19 protein-coding genes and 1 tRNA gene are annotated in these 22,148 nt (G+C 68.9%); 13 read left to right on the top strand and 7 right to left on the bottom strand.

What is annotated here, in order from left to right:
• Positions 1–132 precede the first annotated feature (132 nt).
• Together LZ199_RS15585 and LZ199_RS15580 are read right to left on the bottom strand one after the other, a co-directional pair.
• Positions 133–3,957 (bottom strand): serine/threonine-protein kinase, encoded by a 3,825-nt coding sequence (locus tag LZ199_RS15585; RefSeq protein WP_253994471.1) that lies wholly within the window; start codon positions 3,955–3,957, stop codon positions 133–135.
• Between the two features lie 188 nt (positions 3,958–4,145).
• Positions 4,146–4,394, bottom strand: a complete 249-nt coding sequence (locus LZ199_RS15580) for a helix-turn-helix domain-containing protein (RefSeq protein WP_253994470.1) — start codon at positions 4,392–4,394, stop codon at positions 4,146–4,148.
• A 251-nt stretch (positions 4,395–4,645) separates the two neighbouring features.
• On the opposite strand from LZ199_RS15580, the gene LZ199_RS15575 reads away from it, so the two are divergent.
• The 6 genes from LZ199_RS15575 (at position 4,646) to LZ199_RS15550 (ending at position 10,798) form a co-directional block, all read left to right on the top strand.
• Positions 4,646–5,053, top strand: a complete 408-nt coding sequence (locus tag LZ199_RS15575; RefSeq protein ID WP_253994469.1) for a (deoxy)nucleoside triphosphate pyrophosphohydrolase — start codon at positions 4,646–4,648, stop codon at positions 5,051–5,053.
• A gap of 37 nt (positions 5,054–5,090) precedes the next feature.
• Positions 5,091–5,987 carry a hypothetical protein gene (locus LZ199_RS15570; RefSeq protein WP_256569154.1) on the top strand — a complete coding sequence of 299 codons (897 nt, stop codon included), beginning with the start codon at positions 5,091–5,093 and terminating at the stop codon, positions 5,985–5,987.
• 176 nt (positions 5,988–6,163) lie between these two features.
• The gene (ftsH, locus tag LZ199_RS15565) at positions 6,164–8,185 is read left to right on the top strand and encodes an ATP-dependent zinc metalloprotease FtsH (protein WP_253994467.1); all 2,022 of its coding nucleotides are present in this window, start codon (positions 6,164–6,166) and stop codon (positions 8,183–8,185) included.
• Between the two features lie 108 nt (positions 8,186–8,293).
• Positions 8,294–8,536, top strand: a complete 243-nt coding sequence (locus tag LZ199_RS15560; RefSeq protein WP_253994466.1) for an RNA polymerase sigma factor region1.1 domain-containing protein — start codon at positions 8,294–8,296, stop codon at positions 8,534–8,536.
• A gap of 98 nt (positions 8,537–8,634) precedes the next feature.
• A complete protein-coding gene (locus LZ199_RS15555; protein ID WP_253994465.1) occupies positions 8,635–9,276 on the top strand; it encodes a nucleotide exchange factor GrpE in 642 nt (213 codons plus the stop codon).
• A gap of 61 nt (positions 9,277–9,337) precedes the next feature.
• Positions 9,338–10,798 (top strand): trypsin-like peptidase domain-containing protein, encoded by a 1,461-nt coding sequence (locus LZ199_RS15550; protein WP_256569113.1) that lies wholly within the window; start codon positions 9,338–9,340, stop codon positions 10,796–10,798.
• A gap of 25 nt (positions 10,799–10,823) precedes the next feature.
• On the opposite strand, the gene LZ199_RS15545 is transcribed toward LZ199_RS15550, so the two are convergent.
• On the bottom strand, positions 10,824–11,462 hold the full coding sequence (locus tag LZ199_RS15545) for a DUF6066 family protein (RefSeq protein WP_253994570.1): 639 nt from the start codon (positions 11,460–11,462) through the stop codon (positions 10,824–10,826).
• A 168-nt stretch (positions 11,463–11,630) separates the two neighbouring features.
• Here LZ199_RS15545 and LZ199_RS15540 point away from each other — a divergent pair, with 168 nt between their 5' ends.
• Positions 11,631–11,990 (top strand): PilZ domain-containing protein, encoded by a 360-nt coding sequence (locus tag LZ199_RS15540; RefSeq protein WP_141643206.1) that lies wholly within the window; start codon positions 11,631–11,633, stop codon positions 11,988–11,990.
• A gap of 161 nt (positions 11,991–12,151) precedes the next feature.
• Here LZ199_RS15540 and LZ199_RS15535 read toward each other — a convergent pair whose 3' ends face one another.
• A complete protein-coding gene (locus tag LZ199_RS15535; RefSeq protein WP_163864453.1) occupies positions 12,152–13,702 on the bottom strand; it encodes a Glu/Leu/Phe/Val family dehydrogenase in 1,551 nt (516 codons plus the stop codon).
• A 311-nt stretch (positions 13,703–14,013) separates the two neighbouring features.
• On the opposite strand from LZ199_RS15535, the gene LZ199_RS15530 reads away from it, so the two are divergent.
• The 5 genes from LZ199_RS15530 to LZ199_RS15510 all read left to right on the top strand — a co-directional run bounded on the left by LZ199_RS15530 (position 14,014) and on the right by LZ199_RS15510 (position 18,920).
• Positions 14,014–14,088 (top strand) — tRNA-Thr (locus LZ199_RS15530).
• A gap of 213 nt (positions 14,089–14,301) precedes the next feature.
• Complete coding sequence (locus tag LZ199_RS15525) at positions 14,302–15,594, top strand: AHH domain-containing protein (protein ID WP_253994463.1); 1,293 nt, start codon at positions 14,302–14,304, stop codon at positions 15,592–15,594.
• Positions 15,595–15,603: 9 nt separating this feature from the next.
• A complete protein-coding gene (locus tag LZ199_RS15520; RefSeq protein WP_253994462.1) occupies positions 15,604–16,197 on the top strand; it encodes an imm11 family protein in 594 nt (197 codons plus the stop codon).
• 63 nt (positions 16,198–16,260) lie between these two features.
• Positions 16,261–17,547, top strand: coding sequence for an acetyl-CoA C-acetyltransferase (locus LZ199_RS15515; RefSeq protein WP_253994461.1), 1,287 nt, complete (start codon positions 16,261–16,263; stop codon positions 17,545–17,547).
• A 14-nt stretch (positions 17,548–17,561) separates the two neighbouring features.
• Positions 17,562–18,920, top strand: coding sequence for a 3-oxoacyl-ACP reductase (locus LZ199_RS15510; RefSeq protein WP_253994460.1), 1,359 nt, complete (start codon positions 17,562–17,564; stop codon positions 18,918–18,920).
• A gap of 139 nt (positions 18,921–19,059) precedes the next feature.
• On the opposite strand, the gene LZ199_RS15505 is transcribed toward LZ199_RS15510, so the two are convergent.
• Positions 19,060–19,779 (bottom strand): MBL fold metallo-hydrolase, encoded by a 720-nt coding sequence (locus LZ199_RS15505; RefSeq protein WP_253994459.1) that lies wholly within the window; start codon positions 19,777–19,779, stop codon positions 19,060–19,062.
• Between the two features lie 244 nt (positions 19,780–20,023).
• Between LZ199_RS15505 and LZ199_RS15500 the strand changes: the two genes are divergently transcribed.
• Entirely contained in the window at positions 20,024–20,368 is a 345-nt protein-coding gene (locus tag LZ199_RS15500) for a rhodanese-like domain-containing protein (RefSeq protein WP_253994458.1), read from the top strand.
• A 103-nt stretch (positions 20,369–20,471) separates the two neighbouring features.
• On the opposite strand, the gene LZ199_RS15495 is transcribed toward LZ199_RS15500, so the two are convergent.
• Both LZ199_RS15495 and LZ199_RS15490 read right to left on the bottom strand, forming a co-directional pair.
• Positions 20,472–21,038, bottom strand: a complete 567-nt coding sequence (locus tag LZ199_RS15495) for a hypothetical protein (protein ID WP_253994457.1) — start codon at positions 21,036–21,038, stop codon at positions 20,472–20,474.
• Positions 21,039–21,196: 158 nt separating this feature from the next.
• Positions 21,197–22,084, bottom strand: a complete 888-nt coding sequence (locus LZ199_RS15490; protein ID WP_253994456.1) for a LysR family transcriptional regulator — start codon at positions 22,082–22,084, stop codon at positions 21,197–21,199.
• Positions 22,085–22,148 lie beyond the last annotated feature (64 nt).

The following is a 22,148-nucleotide window of genomic DNA, read 5'->3' as shown; positions in this document are numbered from 1 at the left end:
CCGCTCTCCACGGTTCCTGCTAGCACGGGCCGGGCTCCTCCCGCCTCCCCTCCCTGCTTGGCACGAGCGCCCCGCCAGGAGCCATCCGGCCAATGGCCCGAGCGGCCCCCGCACCGTCCGCCACTGGACCCTCTATCTCCCGAGCCCGTCTGTCACGAGCACCCGCACGCGCTCGGTCCACAGCGGGGCCTCGTGGGCGATGTCCTCGACCTCGGAGACTCGGGCGCGCAGGGCTTCGTCATCGTGCGCGGCCCGGGCGGCTCGGGCGGCCCAGACGAGGACCTCCATCCGCTCGTCCGGGGTCATCCGCGTCCTGGCGGAGTCCACCCGGTCCTCCCAGAAGGCTCGGGCATAGGGACGTTCGCCCAGCGCTTCATCCACCACGCGCCGCACCACGGAGGCCATGAGCTGGTCCGCTGGGGACATGCCCGCGAGCGACATCGACTCCTCCAGCCACGTGAGCTGTTGAGCTGTCTCCGCCAGGTCCCCCACCTCGCAGCACAGGCGCGCCACCAGCAGCGCGTCCTGGGCCATGGAGCGCGGAAAGTACCGCTGGCTGAGGACTCCCGCGCGCCGCGCCAGGGGCAGCGCCTCCGCCGCGTGTCCCTGGTAGCCCAGGAGCACCGCGAGGTTGAAGGCGGAGGTCCGCTCAATCTGCACGTTGCCCAGCTCGCGTCCCAGACTGACGGCGCGCTCCAGGTCCCCACGTGCGCCCGCCACGTCGCGCCGCTGGACGTGCAGCACCATCCGGTTGTTGAGCGTGACGCCCAGGTGCAGCGTGTCGCCCGTGGACTCGCACAGGGAGATGGCCTCGTTGAAGCGCCGCTCGGAGTCCTCGAGTCGTCCCGTCCAGCCCAGCATCGCGCCGAGCATGGCCAGGGCGATGGCCTCGGTCTCCTCGTCGCGGGTCGCGCGCGCCAGCGTCACCGCGTCCTCCAGTGGAGTGATGGCGCCCGCGATGTCCTCGCGTCGCACGAAGACCCGGGCCCGGGCCAGCGCGTGGCGCGCCGCCAGCTCGGAGGGCACGGGCTCACCCAGCAGCCGCAGGGCCTGCTCCTGCAGCGTGATGGCGTCCTCCGTGTCATCCCGCCAGTCGAGCGCGGTGGCTTCCTCCAGGAGCAGGTCCGCCTCCCTCACCACGGAGCCACGGGCGTGGGCGACACGCCGGGCCTCGCGCAGGTCCTCCAGCGCGTCGTCGATGCGCTGGAGCCGATAGCGCACGCGGCCCCGCCCCGACAACAGCTCCAGCTTGCGCATGTCGTGTTCCCTGGGGAGCAGGGACAGCGCGGCCGAGTAGTGGCGCTCCGCCTCCAACAACCGGTGCCCGCGTCGACTGGTCTCCGCCATCGCATGGTGAAGCTCCAGCGCGAGGAGCGTCTCTCCGGCGGCCTCGGCCCAGCGGGCCCTGCGCGGCGTGGGGACATCCGGGAGGGCGGTCAACGCGGCGCCGCAGATGCGGCGACGCAGGGGCGCGGGGAGCTGCGCGGCGAAGGCCTCGCGCAGGGTGGTGTGCTCGAAGCGCCAGCGTCGGGGGCCTCGCGCCTCCAACATCCCGAGGCGCGCCAGACGCTCCAGTCCCACGCCTGGGTCCAGCGAGAGGTCCAGGCCTTCCTCTTGTTCCAGGAGGGAGAGGGTGGTCGACAGCTCCTCCCAGCGCACGTCGTCGCCCAGCACCGCCGCCACCTGGAGCAGCGAGCGCAGTCCGGACGGAAGCGCCGCGAGCCCGCGCACCGCCATCCGCTCGTCCGGGCCCGGGCCGTCCAGGCTTCGCGCATCCAGCGCTTCGGCCGCGAGGTAGCCACCGCCTCCGAGGCGCGTCCGGATGGCCCCCGCCGCCCGCAGCGCGCGGACCAGCTCCACCAGCCGGAGCGGCGAGCCCCCACATCGCTCCACCAGCTCCCTCAGGGTCTCTTCCGCGGGCACGTCCACGCGATGGAGAAGCTCGCGCAGCACATCCCTCGCGGCTCCGTCCTCCAGCGGTGTCAGCTCGCGGCGCGCGGTGTCGGCGGCGCGCTCGCCGAGGTAGGGACGCAGTCCCAGCAGGCGATGGCGACCCGCGAGGACGATGCACAGCGGAGCCTGCGCGCCCGCGAGCGTGGCCAGCTCCAGCGCGTCCAGCGCCGTGGGGTCCAACGTCTCCGCGTCGTCGACGAGCAGCACCACGGGCCGGACTTCCGCGAGCTGGCGCAGGCGGGACGCGAGGGCTCGGGCGATGTGCTGCCGCCGTGCCGCCGGGTGCAGGGTGGCGAAGTCGAGCGTGAGGCCCGCGCCCTGGAGCAGGAGCTTCACGGCTTCGTCGGACGGTGTGTTGGGCGCGATTCCCAGCACGGTGGTGAGCAGGTTGCCCAGTCCGCTCTCGGTCGCGCTGGCCTCATCGCGGTGGGCCTCCACGAACACGCTGGAGACCGAGCCCGCGTCCAACAGCTCTCGATGGAACTCGGTGAGCAGTCGCGTCTTGCCGAGGCCCTCTTCGCCCAGCAACGTGAGGAGCAGCGGCGCGCGGCGCTCACGGATTCGCGTCACACCGTCGCGCAGCCAGTTCAGCTCACCCTCTCGTCCCCGCAGAGAGACGGCACGCGGAGACTCCAGCTCCTGGGCGGGAGTTGGCGTGCGTCCGGGCTCGGGCTCCCCAAGGCGGGCTTGCGCCTCCGGGGTCAGCAGCAGCGTTGTGGAGGACGACGGCCACCAGCGTTCCACGTGTTCGAGCGCGGCGCCTCCCAGCACCAGTCGACCACCGCGCTCCCGTACCCGCAGGAGCGCTCGATGCACCGCGCGCGCCGATCCCGGAGGCAACACGCTCGCGAGCACCTCCGCGGCCTTGTGCGCGACTCGCACGCCTGCTTCCACGTCCGTCGCATGTGGAAATGCGAAGAGCGCGAGCCCCGCGTCCACACGCGCCAGCTCCGCGCCGATGCCGGAGAGGTGCCCGTGCAGCGTGGGAACGTCGAGCGAGGTCCTCACGCCCAGCAGGGCGACCTCTCGCGACCCCGTCGGGCTGGCCTCGCTCCGACGCGCGGAGGCTCCGTCGCTCCCGAGACCTCCACCCGCTGAGCGCGGCTCCAGCCTGGAGTGCTGCCCATTCATCGGCAGTCGTTCGAGCGCATCAGCCACGTCCGAAGCCGAGGCCCAGCGCTCCTCGGGAGCCTTCGCCAGCAGGCGCGCCACGAGCGCCTCCACCTCATCCGGAACGGCTGACGGCGCCAGCTTCGCGAGCGAGGGAGGCCTGCGGGAGACATGCGCCTGGAGCACCGAGGCCGTCTCACCGATGAACGGCGGCCGGCCGCACAGCAGCTCGAAATACACGATGCCCAGGCTGTAGAGGTCCGCGCGCGCGTCGATGATGCGCGCGTCGTGACACTGCTCGGGCGCCATGTACTCGTGCGTGCCCAATCGCTGCCCGGTCCTCGTCACCGTGGGGGCAGGGGCCTCGTCTTGAGTCGCTCCCACGCGCGCGAGCCCGAAGTCGACGAGCACCAGTCGCTCACCGGCGAGCATCACGTTCTCGGGCTTCAAATCCCGGTGCACCACCGACGCGGCATGCACGCTCGCGAGGGCCCGGGCCAGGGCCACCATCACCGCTCGCGCTTCGTCCCAGGGAAGGGCGCCCGGCCCTGGCAGCTCCGCCAGCAGGCGCGCCAGCGTCTGGCCTTCGATGAGCTCCATCGCGATGACGGGCTCACCCTCGGACGTGCGCGCCTCCCCCAGCAGCTCCGGAGTGACAGGGGGACCGATGCGGCGGAGGGCTTCCAGCTCCCGTGCCAGGCGCTCCGACGCGAGCGGCTCCAGCACCTTGAGCGCCACCTGCCGGCCGTCCGCATCGCGGCGCGCGGCGTGGACCCGCCCGAAGCCTCCTCGGCCCAGGGCACGGCCCACGTGGTAGCCGGGAACGTCCGACGGGAGGGCCGGAGGCGCGCGCGGCGGAAGCGCGGCCGTGGGGTGGAGGGGACAGCTATCCACCACACGGCGATGGCAGGAGGGACAGCGCATCGATGGCGGCGAGGGGAGGGAAGTCCGACGTGCGTGCGGCCCGTCGCAGCATCGCCTCTCGGCGGCGCGGACGGAAGCCTCCCACGGGGAACGGCCACCGCTTCCAGGGACGTCGGTGGGGCCGGCAGGCCACCTCCCGGCGCGCACCCGGGGCAGGCTCAGTCGCTCATCTCGGGGAGGTCCGGCAGGGTGTCCGGATCCAACTTCAGGATGACGCACAACCGCGTCAGGGTGGAGATGGTCGGCACCATGACTCCGCGCTCCACCCTGGCGAGGACCTCCGGGGGCATTTCCAGGCGCTCGGCCACGACTTCCACGCCGAGCCCCGCCTGCTGGCGGGCGGCCTTCAGTGCTGCCCCGAGCACCTCGGCCCTTTCCGCGCGACTCGTCTTCATGGACGCGAGCATGACGCCATCCGGCCCGCTCGTCACCCAATTCACCACATGCCCCCGGTCCGAAGCATGGCCTCCAACATTGAACAGGGCCCTGAGGGATGGGGGCCCGGCCCATGTCCAACAGAGGAGCGCACCGGGGTGGGGCTGGGCGCCTGCCCGGGCCATGCCCACGCTGACGGAGGGGCCCGTGGGATTGGCGACGGGCGGGGGGCTGTGTTAGGCCGCCCCTCCCCGTTGGCCTGCCCAGGAGACAGGAGAAGCGAATGGCCCGTCGCCATGTCCGAGTCGTCGGTGCGATGCTCGAGAACGTGCAGGGACGCTACCTCATCACCCAGCGTCCCCCCACCGCGTCCCTTCCCCTGCTGTGGGAGTTCCCCGGCGGCCGCGTCGAGGAGGGCGAGAGCGACTCGGTGGCCCTCGCCCGGGAGATCGCCGAGGAGATGGGCGTGGCCGTCGAGGTGCTCGACCAAGTCATGCACACCCGCCACGAGTATCCCACCTACGACATCGACTTCCGGGTGTTCCGCTGCCAGCTGGCGGAGTCGGAGCACCACATCCGCCACCTGCGCGTGCATGACCACCGCTGGGTGACGTTGGAGGAGATGTCGCAGTACCGCTTCCCTGACGCGGACGCCAAGACGCTGGCGAAGCTGCTGGACCTGGACGCCTGACGTGACGCTCCGACGGACCTGGGCCCTGCTGCTGGGCATGGGGCTGTTCGCCTGCTCGAGCCCCAAGCCGGTTCCCTCCGAATCGGAAGTCCCGGACGCCGGCGCCCAGGTGCCCGCGGCGGGCGTCCCGGGCTGTGTCGCCTACGGCGTCCCCCAGCAGACGGGCGTGGTGCCGGAGGTGCTGCCGGAGCTGTCCGGGCTGTCCGCCAGCGTCCGCCATCCGGGCGTGTTCTGGGCGCACAACGACTCCGGCAACGACTTCGAGGTGTTCGCCATCGACGAGGCGGGCGGGGTGCGGGCCCGGCTGAAGCTCACCGGCGCCGAGCCCCGTGATGTCGAGGACGTGGCGGTGGGGCCGTGCGCGCCGGGGGAGGCCCGCACGTGTGTCTTCCTGGCGGACATCGGCGACAACTTCGAGGTGCGCGAGCAGGTGCGGCTGTTCCGGTTCCCGGAGCCGGAGACGCTCGCGGATGCCTCCGTGGCGGTGGAGCCGATGCCGTTCACCTACCCGGACGGCGCTCACGACGCGGAGTCGCTGGTGCTGGACGCGCGCTCGGGACGGCTGGGCGTGCTCACCAAGACGCGCCGCTCGCTGGGAGACCTGTACGCGCTGGACGGCCTGCGGCCCGGCACCGTCATCCAGGCGACGAAGCTGGGCACGCTGGAGGCGTCGCAGGGGTTGGACAGGCTCTCCACGGCCGCGTCGCTCCATCCCTCCGGCCAGCGCCTGCTGGTGCGCACGTACTCGCGAGTGTGGGAGTTGCGACAGTCGGGGGCGGAGGACCTGGAGTCGTTGTTGAAGGGCTCGCTCGTCGAGGTGCCGGCCGGAAGCCAGGCCCAGGCGGAGGCGGTGGCGTACTTCGCGGACGGCCAGGGGTATCTGCTCGGCACGGAGTTCACCGGTCAACCCTTGTGGCGGGTGGGTTGTCGCTGATCTCGCGACTCCTCAGTCGAGACGTGTCGGGAAGCCGCGCCAGCGGGTTGACGGTCGGGCGGAGGTGAACATCTTTGCCCGGCTAAGTGTGACGCCATCCGGGCAAGGGGCCCGAATGAGCGGGGAGGGGGAGGGCGAGCGTGCCGACGATGAAGCCACAGGAGCTCCCGCCGGGTATGGGCCCGCGGGGAAAGAAGTCCGAGAAGCCAGGGACGCCGGGCAAGGGATTCAAGTTCGGCTCGCCGCTGGGCTACATCCTGCTGCTCGTCCTGGGCTTCCTACTCTTCCGGAACGTCTTCCAGGACGCGGGCGTCCGCCGGGTGAGCTACAGCCAGTTCCGCGACGCGGTGGAGTCCGGCAACTTCAGCCGGGTCCAGATCTCCAACGAGTGGGTGAAGGGGTTCCTCAAGGACACCGCGCAGCCACCGCCGCCCGCGCAGGGGGAGCGTCCGTTGCGAGGCGAGCCCAGCGCGCTGCCGTGGATGGCGTACCGGGTCCAGGGTGACGAGTCGCTCGTCCCCCTGCTGGAGCAGAAGGGCGTCCAGTTCGAGGCGGTGCCGCAGTCGGGGCTGGGGGAGGCCTTGTGGATCTGGCTGTTGCCCCTGGGCCTGTTCTTCCTCTTCTGGAGCTTCATGATGCGGCGGGTGGCCGGAGGCATCGGCCAGGGTCCGCAGAGCGTCATGAGCTTCGGGAAGACGCGCGCCAAGGTGCAAGCCGAGGCCGACACCGGCGTGGGCTTCAAGGACGTGGCCGGCGTGGACGAGGCGGTGGAGGAGCTCAAGGAGATCGTCGAGTTCCTCAAGACGCCGGAGAAGTTCCGCCGCCTGGGCGGGCGCATCCCCAAGGGCGTGTTGCTGGTGGGGCCTCCGGGCACGGGCAAGACGCTGCTGGCGCGAGCGGTGGCGGGTGAAGCGGGCGTGCCCTTCTTCAGCCTCTCCGGCTCGGAGTTCGTGGAGATGTTCGTCGGCGTGGGCGCGGCCCGCGTTCGCGACTTGTTCGCCCAGGCCACGGCCAAGGCGCCCTGCATCATCTTCATCGACGAGCTGGACGCCATCGGCAAGAGCCGCAACTCGGGCGTCGCCGGTGGCCACGACGAGCGCGAGCAGACGCTCAACCAGCTGCTGGCGGAGATGGACGGGTTCGACAGCCGCGCGGGCCTCATCATCCTGGCGGCGACCAACCGTCCCGAAATCCTGGACAGCGCGCTGATGCGGCCGGGCCGGTTCGACCGTCAGGTGCTGGTGGACCGTCCGGACAAGCGCGGCCGGGAGATGGTGCTGGAGATTCACGCCCGCGGCGTGAAGCTGGGTCCGGACGTGGACCTGAGGACCATCGCCTCGCGCACGCCGGGCTTCGCCGGCGCGGACCTGGCCAACGTGGTGAACGAGGCGGCGCTGCTCGCGGCCCGACGCAACCGCGACGCGGTGATGCGGGCGGACTTCGAGGAGGCGATTGAGCGCGTCGTCGCCGGCCTGGAGAAGAAGAACCGCCGGATGAACGAGCGCGAGAAGGAGATTGTCGCGCACCACGAGGCGGGCCACGCGGTGGTGGGCTGGATGCTGCCTCACGCCGAGCGGGTGACGAAGGTCTCCATCATCCCCCGCGGACTCGCGGCGCTCGGCTACACCATGTCGATGCCCCTGGAGGACCGCTACCTCATGTCGCTCGACGAGCTGCGCGACAAGATGGCGGGGATGATGGGCGGGCGCGCTTCGGAGGAGATCTTCATCGGAGAGATCTCCACGGGTGCCTCCAATGACATCCGTCAGGCCACGGAGGTCGCCCGGCTGATGGTGCGGGACTACGGCATGAGCACGCTGGGCCCCGTGGCCCTGAGCGCCGACCATGGTCCCAACTTCCTGCGCTCCGCGGGCATCCCCGAGTCGCGCACGTACTCCGAGCAGACGGCGCGGATGATCGACGAGGAGGTCCGCAAGCTGGTGAGCGAGGCGTTGGACCGCGCCCGGGAGGTGCTCACCAACAACCGGGACAAGGTGGAGGCCCTCGCCGCGCGGCTGCTCGCCGTGGAGGTGGTGGAGGAGGACACGATGACGAGCATCCTCGGTCCCAAGGTGCTGGCCCAGCGAGGGCTCTTGCACCCCGAGGCCCGCCAGGTCATCTCCGCGCACCCGGTGGACACCAACACCGACGAGCAGCCGCCGCCGACGCAGCACACGCACAAGCCCCTGGATTCGTAACGGACGGCCGAACGCCTGCTCTCCGGCCTGGCCCTCGCCCCCCGCCACCGCGCATTCCTGCGGTGTTCGGGGGGCGAAATTATCTTGAGACCTAAAGGAGGCGACGCCGTGGAGAACAGGATCGGCAAGAGCTACATGGCCCGGAAGGCTCTCTTCGCGAAGGGGCTCAAGGAGGGGCGGCTCACGGTTCAGGAAATCGAGGAGGCACTGCCGGCGGGGACTTTGACGGCGGCGGAGCGCTGGCTCCTCTACTACTCGCTGCGGGCCGCCCAGGTGGAGATCATCGACGAGGTGACGGGGCAGATCGACCATGGGTTCATGGCCGAGACCCCAGCGCCACAGGAGCACTAGCTCCTCCTCGCGTTGACACGCACTCGCGCGCGGTTAGGTTGCGACCAGCAAAGCCTACCCGCGCACGAGCGCCTTCACACCTCGACTTCAGGTTCGACATGTCCGGCAACTCCCACACCGACGCAACCCAGGAAACCCAGCACGCCAACGGCGGAGGTCCGCCGGGCCCAGACGCCGGAGAGGCCGCCGGTGCCCGTTCCGAGGAAGCCGAGGCGCGGGCCCCCGCCGATGACGTGGTGTCGGAGGCCGCCGACGCGGAGAAGGAGCGCCTGCGCGCGGACCTGGAGGCCTCCCGCCGACGGGTGGACGAGCTGGCGCGCGCCTACCAGGCGGTGAACAAGGACCGCGAGGAGTTCAAGCAGCGGCTCACCCGCGAGCGCGAGCGGATGATGGACGTGGAGCGCGGCAACGTGGCCGTGTCCCTCCTGGAGGCCATCGACGAGCTGGACCGGGCGCTCTCCATGAGCGGCCAGGACTCCTCCGCGCTCGCCCAGGGGGTGCGGATGATCCGCGACTCGCTCCTGGCGAAGGCCCAGGGCATGGGCATCGAGCGCGTCACCGTCGTGGGCCAGACGTATGACCCCAACGTGGCGGAGGCCACGGACATGGAGATCACCACCTCTCCGGACGAGGACCAGAAGGTGGTGGCGGAGTTCCGGGCGGCCTACCGCCTGAAGGACCGGGTCATCCGCCCGGCCCGGGTGAAGGTGGCCAAGTACGTGGCCCCCGCCCAGGCGTGACGGCTGCTGGCTCGAAAAACGTGGAAGACGGTGGGGACCTGGGTTGTTCCCGCCGCTCGCCATGCGACGCCGTATAAGCTGCCGCTCCGTGTCTGCTCGATTGCTGTCCGTTCTCCTCGTCCTGGTGGTGTCTCCTCTCACGGCGGTCGCCGCGGAGGAGGGGCCGGTGGGGCCTTGGCTCCAGGCGCGTCTGCGTGAGCACGCCTCCTGGTTCACCTATCAGGGCAGTGGCGAGGGCCGCGCGGGCGCCATGGGGCTGTGGCGCGAGCGCCCGGCGGGTGACCCAGGTCTTCCCAACTTCGTGCCGCCCACGTCGCTGGCCCCGCTGATTCGCGCGGTGGAGGCGGGCGTCGTCAACATCACCACGGTGAGCCCCCGGGAGAGCGGGCTGACGGGGATGAAGCGCTCCACGGGCTCGGGCTTCGTGCTGACGGCGGACGGGCTCGTCGTCACCAACAGCCACGTGGTGTCCGGGGCGAGCAAGATTGCCGTTCGCCTGTCGGATGGTCGCGAGTTCTCCGCGGAAGTCGTCGGCCGGGACGCGTCCACGGACGTGGCGCTCCTGCGCTTGAGCGGCTCCGACATGGGGGACCTGCCGGCCCTGTACCTGGGGGACTCGGACCGGCTGGAAGTGGGCGACTGGGTGGTGGCCATCGGCAACCCCTTCGGTCTGGACCACTCGGTGGCGCACGGCATGATTTCCGCCAAGGAGCGCGTGCTGGGCGTGGGCCAGTTCGACGACTTCATCCAGACGGACGCGCTCATCAACCCGGGCAACTCCGGCGGCCCGCTCTTCAACATGAAAGGCGAAGTCGTCGGGGTGAACACGGCCATCATCAGCCAGGGGCAGGGCATCGGCTTCGCGGTGCCCATCAACCTGGTGAAGGACCTGCTGCCCAACCTCCGGGAGAACGGGAAGCTGGAGCGCGGCTGGCTGGGCGTGGTCGTCAACGATGACCGGGAGAACGGCGAGCGTCGCGCGCCCCTGGTGAAGGACGTCTACCGGGGCAGCCCCGCGCACACCGCGGGCATCCGCGCCGGAGACAGGTTGGTGGCGGTGAACGGGCGGACCATCGGCTCCTACCTCCAGCTGCTTCGCAAGGTGGCGCTGCTGGCGCCGGGCACGGAGGCGAAGCTGACGCTGCTGCGCCCGGGGGCCAAACAGGCGGAGGTGTCCGTGAGGCTGGTGGAGCGCCCCGCGCAGGAGGCGGCGGAGGGGCTGGTCCAACGCACCTCCAGCGACGAGGACCTGGGGATTGCGCTGCGGGATTTGACGCCGGACGTGGCCGCGCCGCTGGGGCAGGAGGCCTGGGCGGGGGCGCTCGTGTCGGCGGTGACGCCGCGCAGCCCCGCGGACGAGGCGGGCCTTCGCGTGGGTGACGTGGTGACGGAGGTCAACCGCAAGCGGGTGAAGGACGCGGCCGGCGTGCGCGCGGCGCTGTCCAAGGGCAGCTCCGGGGCGAGCATCCTGCTGCGGGTGAAGCGGGGCGACTCCCTCCAGTACGTGGCCATCGCCCGCTAGAGGGAGTCGGACTGTTACGCGCGAGCTAGCGGCTCGCGTTGGCGTCCTTGCCGTTGAGCCACAGGCCCAGCTGCGTGCCGGTGCGGCCCTCGGTGACGATGAGCCCGTCGATGCGAGCCGTCACGCCGAAGTTCTTCCCGCCGCCCTTCTTCGGCAGCGACCACACGCCCTGCGGCGTGAAGACGACCTGGGCGCGCACCCCGCGCATGGAGAACATGCGGGAGAAGATCTGGCCGTTCCACCCGTCCGGCAGCGTGCCGGTGACGGTGAGGTAGGGCAGCACGGGGTTGCCGTTGCCGTCCGACTTCTTCGGGGCGCCGTGAGTCATGGCGTAGCGGCCACCGGGGAAGAACGGGGTGATGTTGATGGTGTACTCGCCCGTCACCGGGGAGTACGGGCCCGGCGACAGCATGCTGGCGTCGTCCTCCACCACAATCATGTACAGCTGCTTGCCCTGGTACTTCTTGCGGAACGCCTCCGCCTGGGCCTTGCACTGCGGGTCCACCAGCGCCCCTTCACACGCGCCGATGTACTTCTCCAGGAAGGCCCCCAGGCCGCCCAGGGGCTCGGAGTCGTCGCGCAGCTTGGCGAAGCGCGCGTCCACGTCGGCCAGGGCCAGGGTGGGCAGGAGGAGGGCGGCGACGGCGACCAGAAAGCGGCTCAAGGCGAGGAACTCCAGGGCTTGGGGGAGGCCGGATGGTGCCATGTCCCGGAAACTCCTGGGGATGCCTTCTCGTAGGTGGGTGGGGGTGGATGTAGGTAAATAAATTGCCTACATATGGCTACCATGTAGGGTGTGCCTGTCACCACCTGTTGCCGGGAGGCACCCCCAGTGTTCGAGCGTCCCCAAGAGCGTCGTACCCACCTGCGCTTCGACAAGGTCTTCACCGTCTACCTCACCACCCAGGACGGGATGATGAGGGGCGTCGGTCGCAACATCAGCGCTCGCGGGATGTTCGTGGAAGTCCGGGATCAGGTCGGACTCGGAGAAAAGCTGAAGGTGACCTTCGCGGGTGAGGACGGCACGGAGATGACGTGCCTGTGCGAGGTCCGCTACCAGGTGGCGCTGGCGTTTGGCCGCAAGGACGGGCGCGAGGGCAGCAGCCGCGGGGTGGGCCTGCGAATCGTGGCGTACGAGACGCACGACGACGCGCCCCTGCTCCTGGTGGACCGCGAGCGGGTGATGCACTGAGGTTTCGAGTGGGGGCCCGGAAGGGCCCGGGTGGCCCGACGCTCCCGTGACAGGGGGCCGCGACGGCCGTCTTCCGAGGCACCCACCACGCACGAAGGGCACGGTCCTCGAAAAGAGAGGAGCCGTGCCCTTGGTGTTTCAGGGGCGTGCGTGCCCGCGACTTACTGGGAGAAGCCCTCGAGGAGGTAGTGGGCCTCGATGCGCTTGAGCGCGAGAATCATCGCGGCGCAGCGGGTGTCCACGGGCTCGCCAGCGCAGTAGCCGCGGCTGTCGTGCATGTCCGTCTTGCGCGGCGTGTTGCGGGAGATGTCGCGGATGATGCGGTAGTTGCGCTTCATCGCGCGCTCCAGGCGCTGGTCGACCTCGGCCTCGCTCCAGCGCTCCATGCGCTTGTTCTGGATCCACTCGTAGTAGCTCACCGTCACGCCGCCGGCGTTGGCGATGATGTCGGGGATCATCTCGATGCCGCGCTTCTGGAGGACGCGGTCGGCTTCCGGGGTGGTGGGGCCGTTGGCGCCCTCGGCGATGAGCTTGACCTTGAGGCGCTCGGCGATGTCGGCGGTGATTTCGCCACCCAGGGCGGCGGGCAGGAGGATGTCGGCCTGGACGTCCCAGAGGTCCTTCTTCTCGATCTTCTGGGCGCCGGGGAAGCCCAGCACGCTGCGCTTGAGGTTCTTCGGGTCCTGGACGTAGGCGGCCAGCGCCTGCACGTCGATGCCGTCACCGTTGTAGATGGTGCCGTCGGAGTCGTTGACGGCCAGCAGGCGCGCGCCCATGCCGCCCAGGATGATGGCGGCGTGGCTGCCCACGTTGCCGAAGCCCTGGAGGACGAACGTCTTGCCCTTCACGCTCTCGCCGCGGTCCGCGTAGTAGTCCTCGATGCAGAACGCGACGCCCTGACCAGTGGCCTTGCCGCGGCCCTCGGAGCCGCCGATGCGCACGTCCTTGCCGGTGACGATGCCGCGCAGGTTGTGGCGCTCGCGCTCACCGTCGGAGAACTGGCGGTACAGCAGGGCCATGATCTCCGGGTTGGTGCCCACGTCGGGGGCGGGGATGTCGATGTTCGGCCCGATGAGGCTCTTGAGCCGGTACATGAAGCGCAGGGTGATGGCCTCCAGCTCCTCGCGGCCGTACTCACGCGGGTCGATCTGGATGCCGCCCTTGCCGCCGCCGAACGGGACTTCCGCGATGGCCGTCTTCCAGGTCATCTCCGCGGCCAGGGCCTTGAAGAGGTCCAGGGACACCTCGCGGTGGTAGCGCAGGCCGCCCTTGTAGGGGCCACGGGCCTGGTTGTGCTGGACGCGGTAGGCCTTGAAGCGCTGCGACTCACCGGGGACCAGCTGGTACACCTTGCCGTCCGGCAGGCGCAGGTGGCCCTGGCGGATGGCGACGTCGGAGCCCAGCAGGGCGCGGCCGTTGAGGATGATGCTGCCGTTGGCGAGCAGCTCCAGGCCTTCCTTGTTGCGCACCTGCGTCTCGGGCAGGTCGGCGAACGTCTTGGCCCGCTCTGGGATGAGGGGGACGAGGCGGTCCTTCAGCTTCGCCGTGACGTAGAAGATGTGCTCGTAGTCGGGCTCTTCCAGCTCCAGGCGGACGCGCTTGTCCAGCTTGATGAGGTCCGCCGCCCGATGGAAGATCTCCATCGCCTCGGTGTAGACGGTGCGCTTCGGCGTGGGCGCCGGGGCGCGCATGAAGTTCTCTTCGCTGGCCATGGTGAAAGTGGCTCCTTGTGGTCCCAGCCGCAGGGGGCCGGGGACGCGGGGATAGCGGCGCCCTTATGTGCATATGCGAAACAGGGGGTCAACCGCCGAGGCGCCCTCTGGCCATCCCGAAAAGCGGAGCGATGACGGGGACTTATGGCAACGCGCTGTGTCACCGGGGGCGGATGCACCGTGTCATGGCTGTCACGGTGACGGGGCCGTTCGTTGGTGTTCGAACCAGGGTGTCCGAAATCAAAAAGAAGGGGCACATCATTTCTCCTTGCCCCACCTCGAACGCGATGGTACTCAGCGCGCCGCCTTGCGCCGACATAGCTCAGCGGTAGAGCAACTGATTCGTAATCAGTAGGTCCCCAGTTCAAGCCTGGGTGTCGGCTCCAAAAACAGTGAAAAGGGTCGGTTGCCATCTGGCGGCCGGCCCTTTTTGCTTTTCGGGTGCTGGCCGGCGGGAGCGGGGCCTGTGGGTCCTGCCCTGGTCTCCTGGCTGCTGTGCTGGCGGATGGACAACCTGGTGGGGTGGACGCTAGGAATCCAACCCTGAAGCCACGATGCCGCGCTTCCTGAGTCCTGGACGGCATTGGCGGGGGGATTTCATGAGGTTCATCGCGCTGGTTCTTGTGAGCCTTTGGGCGACCGGATGTGCGACCACCCGGGTTGTCCACCTGGACAAGGGGGGCGGTCAGCTCGTCGTCCACGCGTCCGTGGACGTCGACCCGGTTCAGGTGAGCGAAGCGGAGTTCAGAGCGGCCCTCGCTCGGCTCATTCTCGAGATGCGGATGGACGTTGCGTTCCGGGAAGCGGACGAGGCGGACGAGCGAGGCTGGGTTCGGTCCAGGCCGCTGTTCGCCTCCTCGAAGGGGCTCGTGGATTGGGGGGCCGGTGAGTCGCCAAGGTCGTTGTACCCACGCCTCTGCCCCGATGCTGACGACTGTTTGCCCCTGGTAGGCGGAACGGGGCTGGCATTCTCGCGCAAGGACCGGACGTTGATGGCGCTCTCGTTCGCGCTCGACACTGTCTGGGAGAGTGTCGAGGCAGAGGTCGGCAAGTCGCTGAACCCTGGGGTGCTCAAGGCGATGTTGACCTCGGCGGCGCTGGCGGTGTTGCTGACCCTCACCCTGCCAGAGCCCATCACCAAGGGCATCGCGGTCGCGCTGACGGCGGCGATGGTGGCTTATCTCGGTGTCATGCCGGTCTGGGAGATGGGGCGCGGCTTCCTCCAGCTATGGGATGATTCGGGGACGGCGATGAGCGTCATCGAGTTGCAGGACATCGGGCATCGGTTCGGGCGGGTGCTGGGGACGAACGGTACGCGTGTCCTGGTGCTGCTGGTCACTACGGCCTTGGGGGGCAGGGGCGCGATGGCGGCTCAGGGCCCCAGGCTCCCGGGTTTCACTCAGGCGGTTGTTCGGGCCGAGGCTGAAGCGGGATTTCAGCTCGGTGCGGCGATGAGTGGCGGTGTGACTTCCATCGCGCTTCCTGCTGCTGGCGTGCTCAATGTCACCCTGGCACCCGGAGCTGCTGCCGCCCTGGCGATGTATGGGGAAGGGCGGTTTCCTGGCGATGAGGCTGGGCCGGTTCACCATATCTGCACGAACAAGAACCCCATTGCCGACACGACTGGAGGTCCTTGGACGCCAAGGTGCGAGGAAGTCTTCAAGAAGGCTGGGATGACTCTTGAGGACGCTGCAAACAAGGTCCGGCTCAACGGGCACGAGGGGCCTCACCCCGAATTTTATCACAATGAGGTGCTTCAGCGCCTCAATCGGTCTGTTTCGCGCTGCCGAACGACGGAGAGCTGCCGGGCCAGTTTGATGAAGGAACTCGCGAAGATTGCAGATGACTTGCTCACACCGGGCTCAGAACTACGCAGCTTCATCGTGAAGTAGGAGGGTAGGGTGGAACGGAACTTCTATTGGGTGGGACTTGGCGATGTGCCCCAGTGGCTTTTGGAGACGCCGATACGGGATTCTGGTGAGGCGTTTGACGAGCCTTGGCTGTTCACAGAGGGGCGCGTCCTTCCAGATCCTGGCCCCATCAAATCTCAGATTTCACATCCGGGTACGAAGCGCGCTTTTGTGTTTGGAGGGGTTGAAGCCACGCCTCTCGTCAGCGAAGCCCTAGCGAACGTCTTCAGAACATTCGCTCCCGATGACGTCCAACTGTTTCCAGTGTCAATTGAGGGAGTGGCCGAACCGTACTTCGTCGTCAATGCAATCAAAGTGGTTGATGCCATAGACGAGGCGCGGTGCCGAGAGGTGCACCACTATGACGAGGATGATGCCCCCCCTGAATATGAAGGGGAGTACAACTGGATCTACGGACTGCGAATCGACCCCTCGAAAACCGAGGGCGCGCATGTCTTTCGGCTGAAGAAGTTCAAGACCGCGTTCATCGTGTCGGAGGAAATCAGGAGCGCACTGGAACAGGTCGGGAACCTGGGAGTGTCGTTCGAGCGCGTGACAGGGCCGAACGAACTGCCCATGGCTTGAGGCCTCGGAGTTCGGCTGTACGCGGGTGTGTCCTCGCCGGGGCATGGCTGATAGGAACGCTCCATGAACCACGGACCTCCTCGCCGGGTCGCCATCGTCGCGGCCCTCCGTACTCCCTTCGCCCGCAGTAACACCGCGTACGCGCGGCTCTCCAACAAGGACATGCTGACGGACGTCCTGCGCGGCATCGTCGAGCGCACGGGCCTGGGTGGCGTCCGGCTGGGTGAAGTGGTGGGCGGCGCGGTGATGAAGCACTCGCGCGACTGGAACCTGGTGCGTGAGTGCACGCTGTCCAGCGGCCTGGACGCCGCCACGCCCGCGTATGACGTACAGCAGGCGTGTGGCACCGGCCTGGAGGCCTGCATCCTCGTGGCGAACAAGATCGCCCTCGGGCAGATCGACGCCGGCATCGCCTGCGGCACCGACACCACGTCGGACGCTCCGGTGGCGGTGAGTCGCCGGATGCAGCGCGCCCTCATGGCCATCAATGGCGCGAAGACGCAGGGGGCGAAGATCGCGGCGGCCCTGAAGTTGCTCGACCCGCGCGCCTTCGTGCCGGAGATCCCCGTCAACGCCGAGCCTCGTACGGGCATGTCCATGGGGCAGCACGCCCAGCGCACGGCCGACCGTTACGGCATCTCCCGCGAAGCCCAGGACGCCCTCGCGCTGGCCAGCCACCAGCACCTCGCGCGTGCCTACGACGCGGGGTTCTTCTCCGACCTGGTGATGCCGTACCAAGGCCTCGCGCGCGACAACAACCTGCGGCCGGACACCACCCTGGAGAAGATGGCGAAGCTGCCGGGCGCCTTCGACCGCGAGAAAGGCACCATCACCGCGGCCAACTCCTCTCCGCTGACCGATGGCGCCTCCGCCGTGCTGCTTGCCAGCGAGGAGTGGGCGCGTGCTCGCGGCCTGCCCGTGCTCGCGTACCTGACGGCGGGCGAGGTCGCCGCCGTGGACTTCGTCGATGAACGCGAGGGCCTGCTGATGGGCGGCGCGTACGCCGTCCCGCGCATGCTCCAGAAGCGCGGGCTCGCGCTGGGGGACTTCGACTTCTACGAGATTCACGAGGCCTTCGCCTCCGTGGTGCTGTGCACGATGGTGGCTTGGGAGTCGGACGCCTTCTGCCGCGAGCGCCTCGGGCTCTCGGGGGCCTTGGGTGCCATCGACCGTGCACGGCTCAACGTGAAGGGCAGCTCCATCGCGGCCGGACACCCCTTCGCCGCCACGGGCGGTCGCATCGTGGGTACCCTGGCCAAGGCGCTGTCCGAGGCGGGCACCGGCAAGAAGGGCCTCATCTCCATCTGCGCGGCGGGCGGTCAGGCCGTCACCGCCATCCTCGAATCCTAGGGAGCGACGACCTCATGGCCGACAAGCTGATGACGCTGGCGAACAACCCGGTGACGGGAGGGCTCGTGCGGGCTCTAGGGCTGCCGACCCCTCCGCCCCTGGCACGGGCGAAGGACGGCTGGGTGGCTCAGCCCTTCGTGGACCGCGTGGTGCTCCTGGGTGCTGCGCCCGGCGGCTTCGCGACGGAGGCCGCTCGGGGTGTGCTCTCGGGTGCGGGCGCGCGGGTGCTGGACGCCTTGCCGGTAGAGGAGAACAGTCGAGTGGATGTGGCGCTCTTCGATGCCACGGGGCTCGCCACTCCCGCTGATGCTCGTGCCCTCTACGACTTCTTCCATGCGTTGGTCCCTCGACTCGCCCGCAACGCGCGGGTCCTGGTGCTCGTGGGACTTCCCGAGGAAGCCAAGGGGCCCGCGGCGGCTGCCGTGGCGCGCGGAGCAGAGGGCTTCGTGCGCAGTCTCGGCAAGGAAGTGGGGAAGCGCGGTGCCACGGCCAATCTCGTGTACGTCGCCCACGGCGCCGAGGACCGGCTCGCCGGGCCCGTGCGCTTCTTCTGCGGCGTCCAGGCCACCTATGTCTCCGGGCAGGCGGCACGTGTGACTTCCACTGTGCGTCCTCTGTCCTCGGCGCCCATGGTCGCCGCGCTCAAGGGCAAGGTGGCCCTGGTGACGGGGGCCGCGCGTGGCATCGGCGCGGCCACGGCGGAGCGCCTCGCTCAGGAAGGCGCGCGCGTGGTGCTCCTGGATGTGCCCGCGCTCCAGGACGCGCTGGACGCCACGGCGAAACGCGTCGGTGGCGAGGCCCTGGCGCTCGACATCACGGCCGCCGACGCGCCCGCGCGTCTCGTGGCGGAGCTGCAAGGGCGCCATGGTGGCGTGGACGTCGTGGTGCACAACGCGGGAATCACTCGCGACCGCACCCTCGCCAAGATGACGCCCGAGGCCTGGGACCAGGTGCTGTCCGTCAACCTCGCCGCCATCATCGCCGCTGACGAAGCGCTGCTCTCCTCCGGTGCGCTGCGGGACGAGGGACGCCTCGTGTATCTCTCCTCCATCAGCGGTGTGTCGGGCAATTTCGGTCAGGCGAACTACGCGACCACCAAGGCCGCGCTCATCGGCTACGTGGCGGCGCTCGCACCGACAGTGGCCTCGCGTGGAATCTGCGCCAACGCGGTGGCGCCGGGCTTCATCGAGACGGCCATGGTGGCCAAGATGCCCCTCATGACGCGCGAGGTGGGCCGGCGGCTCAACTCCCTGTCACAGGGCGGCCAGCCGCGTGACGTGGCCGAACTCGTCACCTTCTTCGCCAGCCCCGGAGCGTACGGTGTGACGGGCAACACCGTGCGTGTCTGCGGTCAGGGCCTGATTGGCGCCTGAGCGGTTCGGGCCTGCTCGCTGGACACCGCGCTGGCCCATTCATTCCCGAACGGGTGAGCCCAACCCCTGGGCCACCTGCTCCGGACGCTGACGTCTCAGGAGCCCACGGTCTTGAATCAGTTGGGGTGAATCCACGCGGCTAGGAATGGAGATGTGAATCCGTGTCCATCGGTGCCGGCGGCGTGAGGCCGCAGGCACGGTTGGCGGGAACGGCCACGTCGAGCTTCTTCGGCTTGGGCAGGTCGAGGTGCTCCATGATGTGGATGAACTCCTCCCGGCTCTTCCCGGCCACGCGAGGGTTGTGCCGCTTCTCCTCGGCGATGCTCGTCACGGTGCGGCCCTTGTAGTCGTGGGCGGGGTAGACGAGCGTCGAATCCGGGAGCCTGAAGAGGACTCGCGTGAGGCTGTCATAGAGCTGGCTTGGGTCCCCGTTCTGGAAGTCGGTGCGGCCGTTGCCGCGTATCAGCAGGGCATCTCCGGTGAAGACGCGGTCTCCCAGGAGGTAGCTGACGCTGTCGTCCGTATGGCCCGGAGTCGCGAGCACCTGGAAGTCGAGCCAACCGACGCGCACGTGGTCTCCGTGGCGGACCTGGACGTCGGCGCATGTGGCGCCCTGCTCGCCACCCACCACCTTGCACCGCGTTCGCTCTCGGAGATGACCGGAGGCGGTGACGTGGTCGGCATGCACGTGGGTGTCGAAGACGTGGGTCAGCGTGAGGCCCAGCTCTCGCACCAGTTGCAAATCGCGTTCGACCTGTTCGAGCACAGCGTCGATGAGGACCGCCTGCCCCGTCGACTCGTCTCCCAGGAGATAGGTGTAGGTCGAGGACTCGGAATCGAAGAGCTGGCGGAAGATCATGTCGAAGCCTCCTGTCCCTGCGAGCCGTGAGGGAGCTGAGGATTCACGCTCGCTCTGTTTCAGGATGCGACCTGCCCGAGTGTGACACGGCAGCCGAGGAGGCAGGGGGTACGCTCCCTGCCCGTGGGGAGAACCCAACGAGACACATGCTCGCCCGCTCTCTTTGGACTCAAGCAGGCTTGCCCGTCGGTCGATTCGTGGGAGAAGGACCTCCGCTGCAACCCCATTCCTCGGAGCCTTGCCCATGAAGTCCACGCTCGTCGTCGCGGCCGTCCTCGCGGGTGTTTTCCTGGGGGCTTGTGCGAGCCAGCAGCGGCCGGTTCGCGACGAAGCCCACCGTTGGGTCGACGCGGAGGCCACGCTGGTGGATGTCCGCACGCCCGAGGAGTTCGCCGCCGGTCACCTGCCGGGGGCGGTGAACATCCCCGTGGATGACCTGGCCCAGCGACTCGAGGAACTGGGCGCTCCGGCGAAGCCCGTGGTCATCTACTGTCGCAGTGGAGGTCGCAGTGCTCGCGCCGAGCAGTTGCTGAAGGAGCGTGGCTTCCAGCAGGTCCTCAACCTGGGTCCCATGTCGGCGTGGGAGTGAGGCGCGGAGGACGCGCCTCTGGAGACATCCGGGACGACCGCTCGCCCCGCCCATCGCGTGGCGTCGGCGGCCGTTGCTTCAAGCCGCCTGGCTTCGAGTCACTTCAGTCGTCATCATCCCCGTCGCCACTACCGTCGAAGATGCCTTCGGCCGCTGCTGGCGTCGGCGCGTCGAAGGTGCAGGTCAGCTCGTCGCCATTCTCATAGTGGTAGACGAAGCGCCCGGCGGCGTGCTCGTCGTCCACCACATCAATCGTCACGGAGCCCCTCGCCGGCACTCCTGTCTCCGCGTGAAAACCCTTCCCGGACTCCGACGCGGTGTCCCGGGTGCCCTCCCAGTTGAACACCAGCGGGTTGTCCTCCGGTTCAAGGCGGAGCTCCCTGTTGATGAGCGCCACCGTTCGTGATGCGCTGCTCTCTCCATCGACCAGGCCGATCTCCGCGCCAAAGGTCTTCAGGCCCGCATGACCGCGCGGGAGGTAGGTCAAGAACACCGTGGTGCCCGTGGTGAGGTCCACCACAACGGAGGCTTCGGCATCGATGGGCCAGTTCACGGACACGCCCAGGTGGTTGCCTCGACATTCTCCCGTGGCGTCCCTGCCTCCACACGCGGTGAGGAGCAGGGCGGCGGCCATCCATGACAGTGCTGCGCGAAGACTCAGACAGTTCATGCCTGCCACTCTAGAGGCATCCGACGGCTGATTTCCTCCTGGGGTCAAAAGGACAGCCCTCTGAATCTCCTGACGCGTTGCATTCCCATGCGACGGACTCCCGCGCATTCGGAGCCTGTGCGTACGTCGGCTGGGATCGGTGAGCATGTCGAGCCAGTCTAGCGGCTGCCGGCGAAGAGGTGCTTCGCCATGAAGTCGACGAAGACCCGCAGCTTGGGCGACAGATAGCGACTGGATGGCCACAGCATCCGGAAGGTGCCCTGGTGCTGGCTGTGCTGCTCCAGCACCGTCACGAGCGAACCGTCCGCGAGCTGCCGACGGATGGCGAAGTCCGGGAGGCAGGTGATGCCAAGCCCCTGTTCGGCCATGAAGATGAGCGGCTCGATGGTGTTCACGGCCGCAGTCGTTGGCAGCTCCAGCTCCTTGCGCCCTCGTCGCAGGGGCCAGCGCTCCAGCTTGCCGTTGGTCGCGAAGCGGTGGTGCAGGCACGCGTGGGACTTCAGGTCCTCGGGCTTTCGCGGCGTGCCCCTCCGCGCCAGATAGTCCGGCGAGCCGACGAGCGTGAGCCGGAAGGTGCCCAGCACGCGCGCCATCAGCCGGGAGTCGCTCACCTCGCCCGCTCGCACCACACCGTCGAAGCCCTCCTCAATCACGTCGACGAGCCGGTCCGAGAAGTCGAGGTCCAATTCGATATCGGGATACGCACGCATGAAGGCGCTCAGCGTGGGCATCATCAGCATGCCGACGATGGGCATGCTGACGCGCAGCCTGCCTCGCGGCGCGCCCTGGGTCTGCGCCAGCTCCAGCTCCGCGGCCTCGATTTCACAGAAGATGCGGCGGCAGCGCTCCAGGAAGAGCGAGCCCTCCGGCGTCAGGGTGATGGTGCGAGTGGAGCGGTGGAAGAGGCGCACGCCCAGCCGCTCCTCCAGTCGCGCGACGGCCTTTCCAATCGCCGAAGACGACACCCCCAACTGCCGCCCCGCGAGCGTGAAGCTGCGCGCGTCAGCGGCCTGTACGAAGGCATTGAGCGAGCCCAGGCTGTCCATGCGTCACACCTCGATTGCGGACAATTCTGTCCGATGTGCTCGGAACTGTAGCGCGATGGTCGTG

It is taken from the genome of Myxococcus qinghaiensis, assembly GCF_024198215.1.
GTDB classification, from domain to species: domain Bacteria; phylum Myxococcota; class Myxococcia; order Myxococcales; family Myxococcaceae; genus Myxococcus; species Myxococcus qinghaiensis.
The sequence above is the reverse complement of the archived record's forward strand: the minus strand, read 5'-3'. Positions and strand labels throughout refer to the sequence as shown.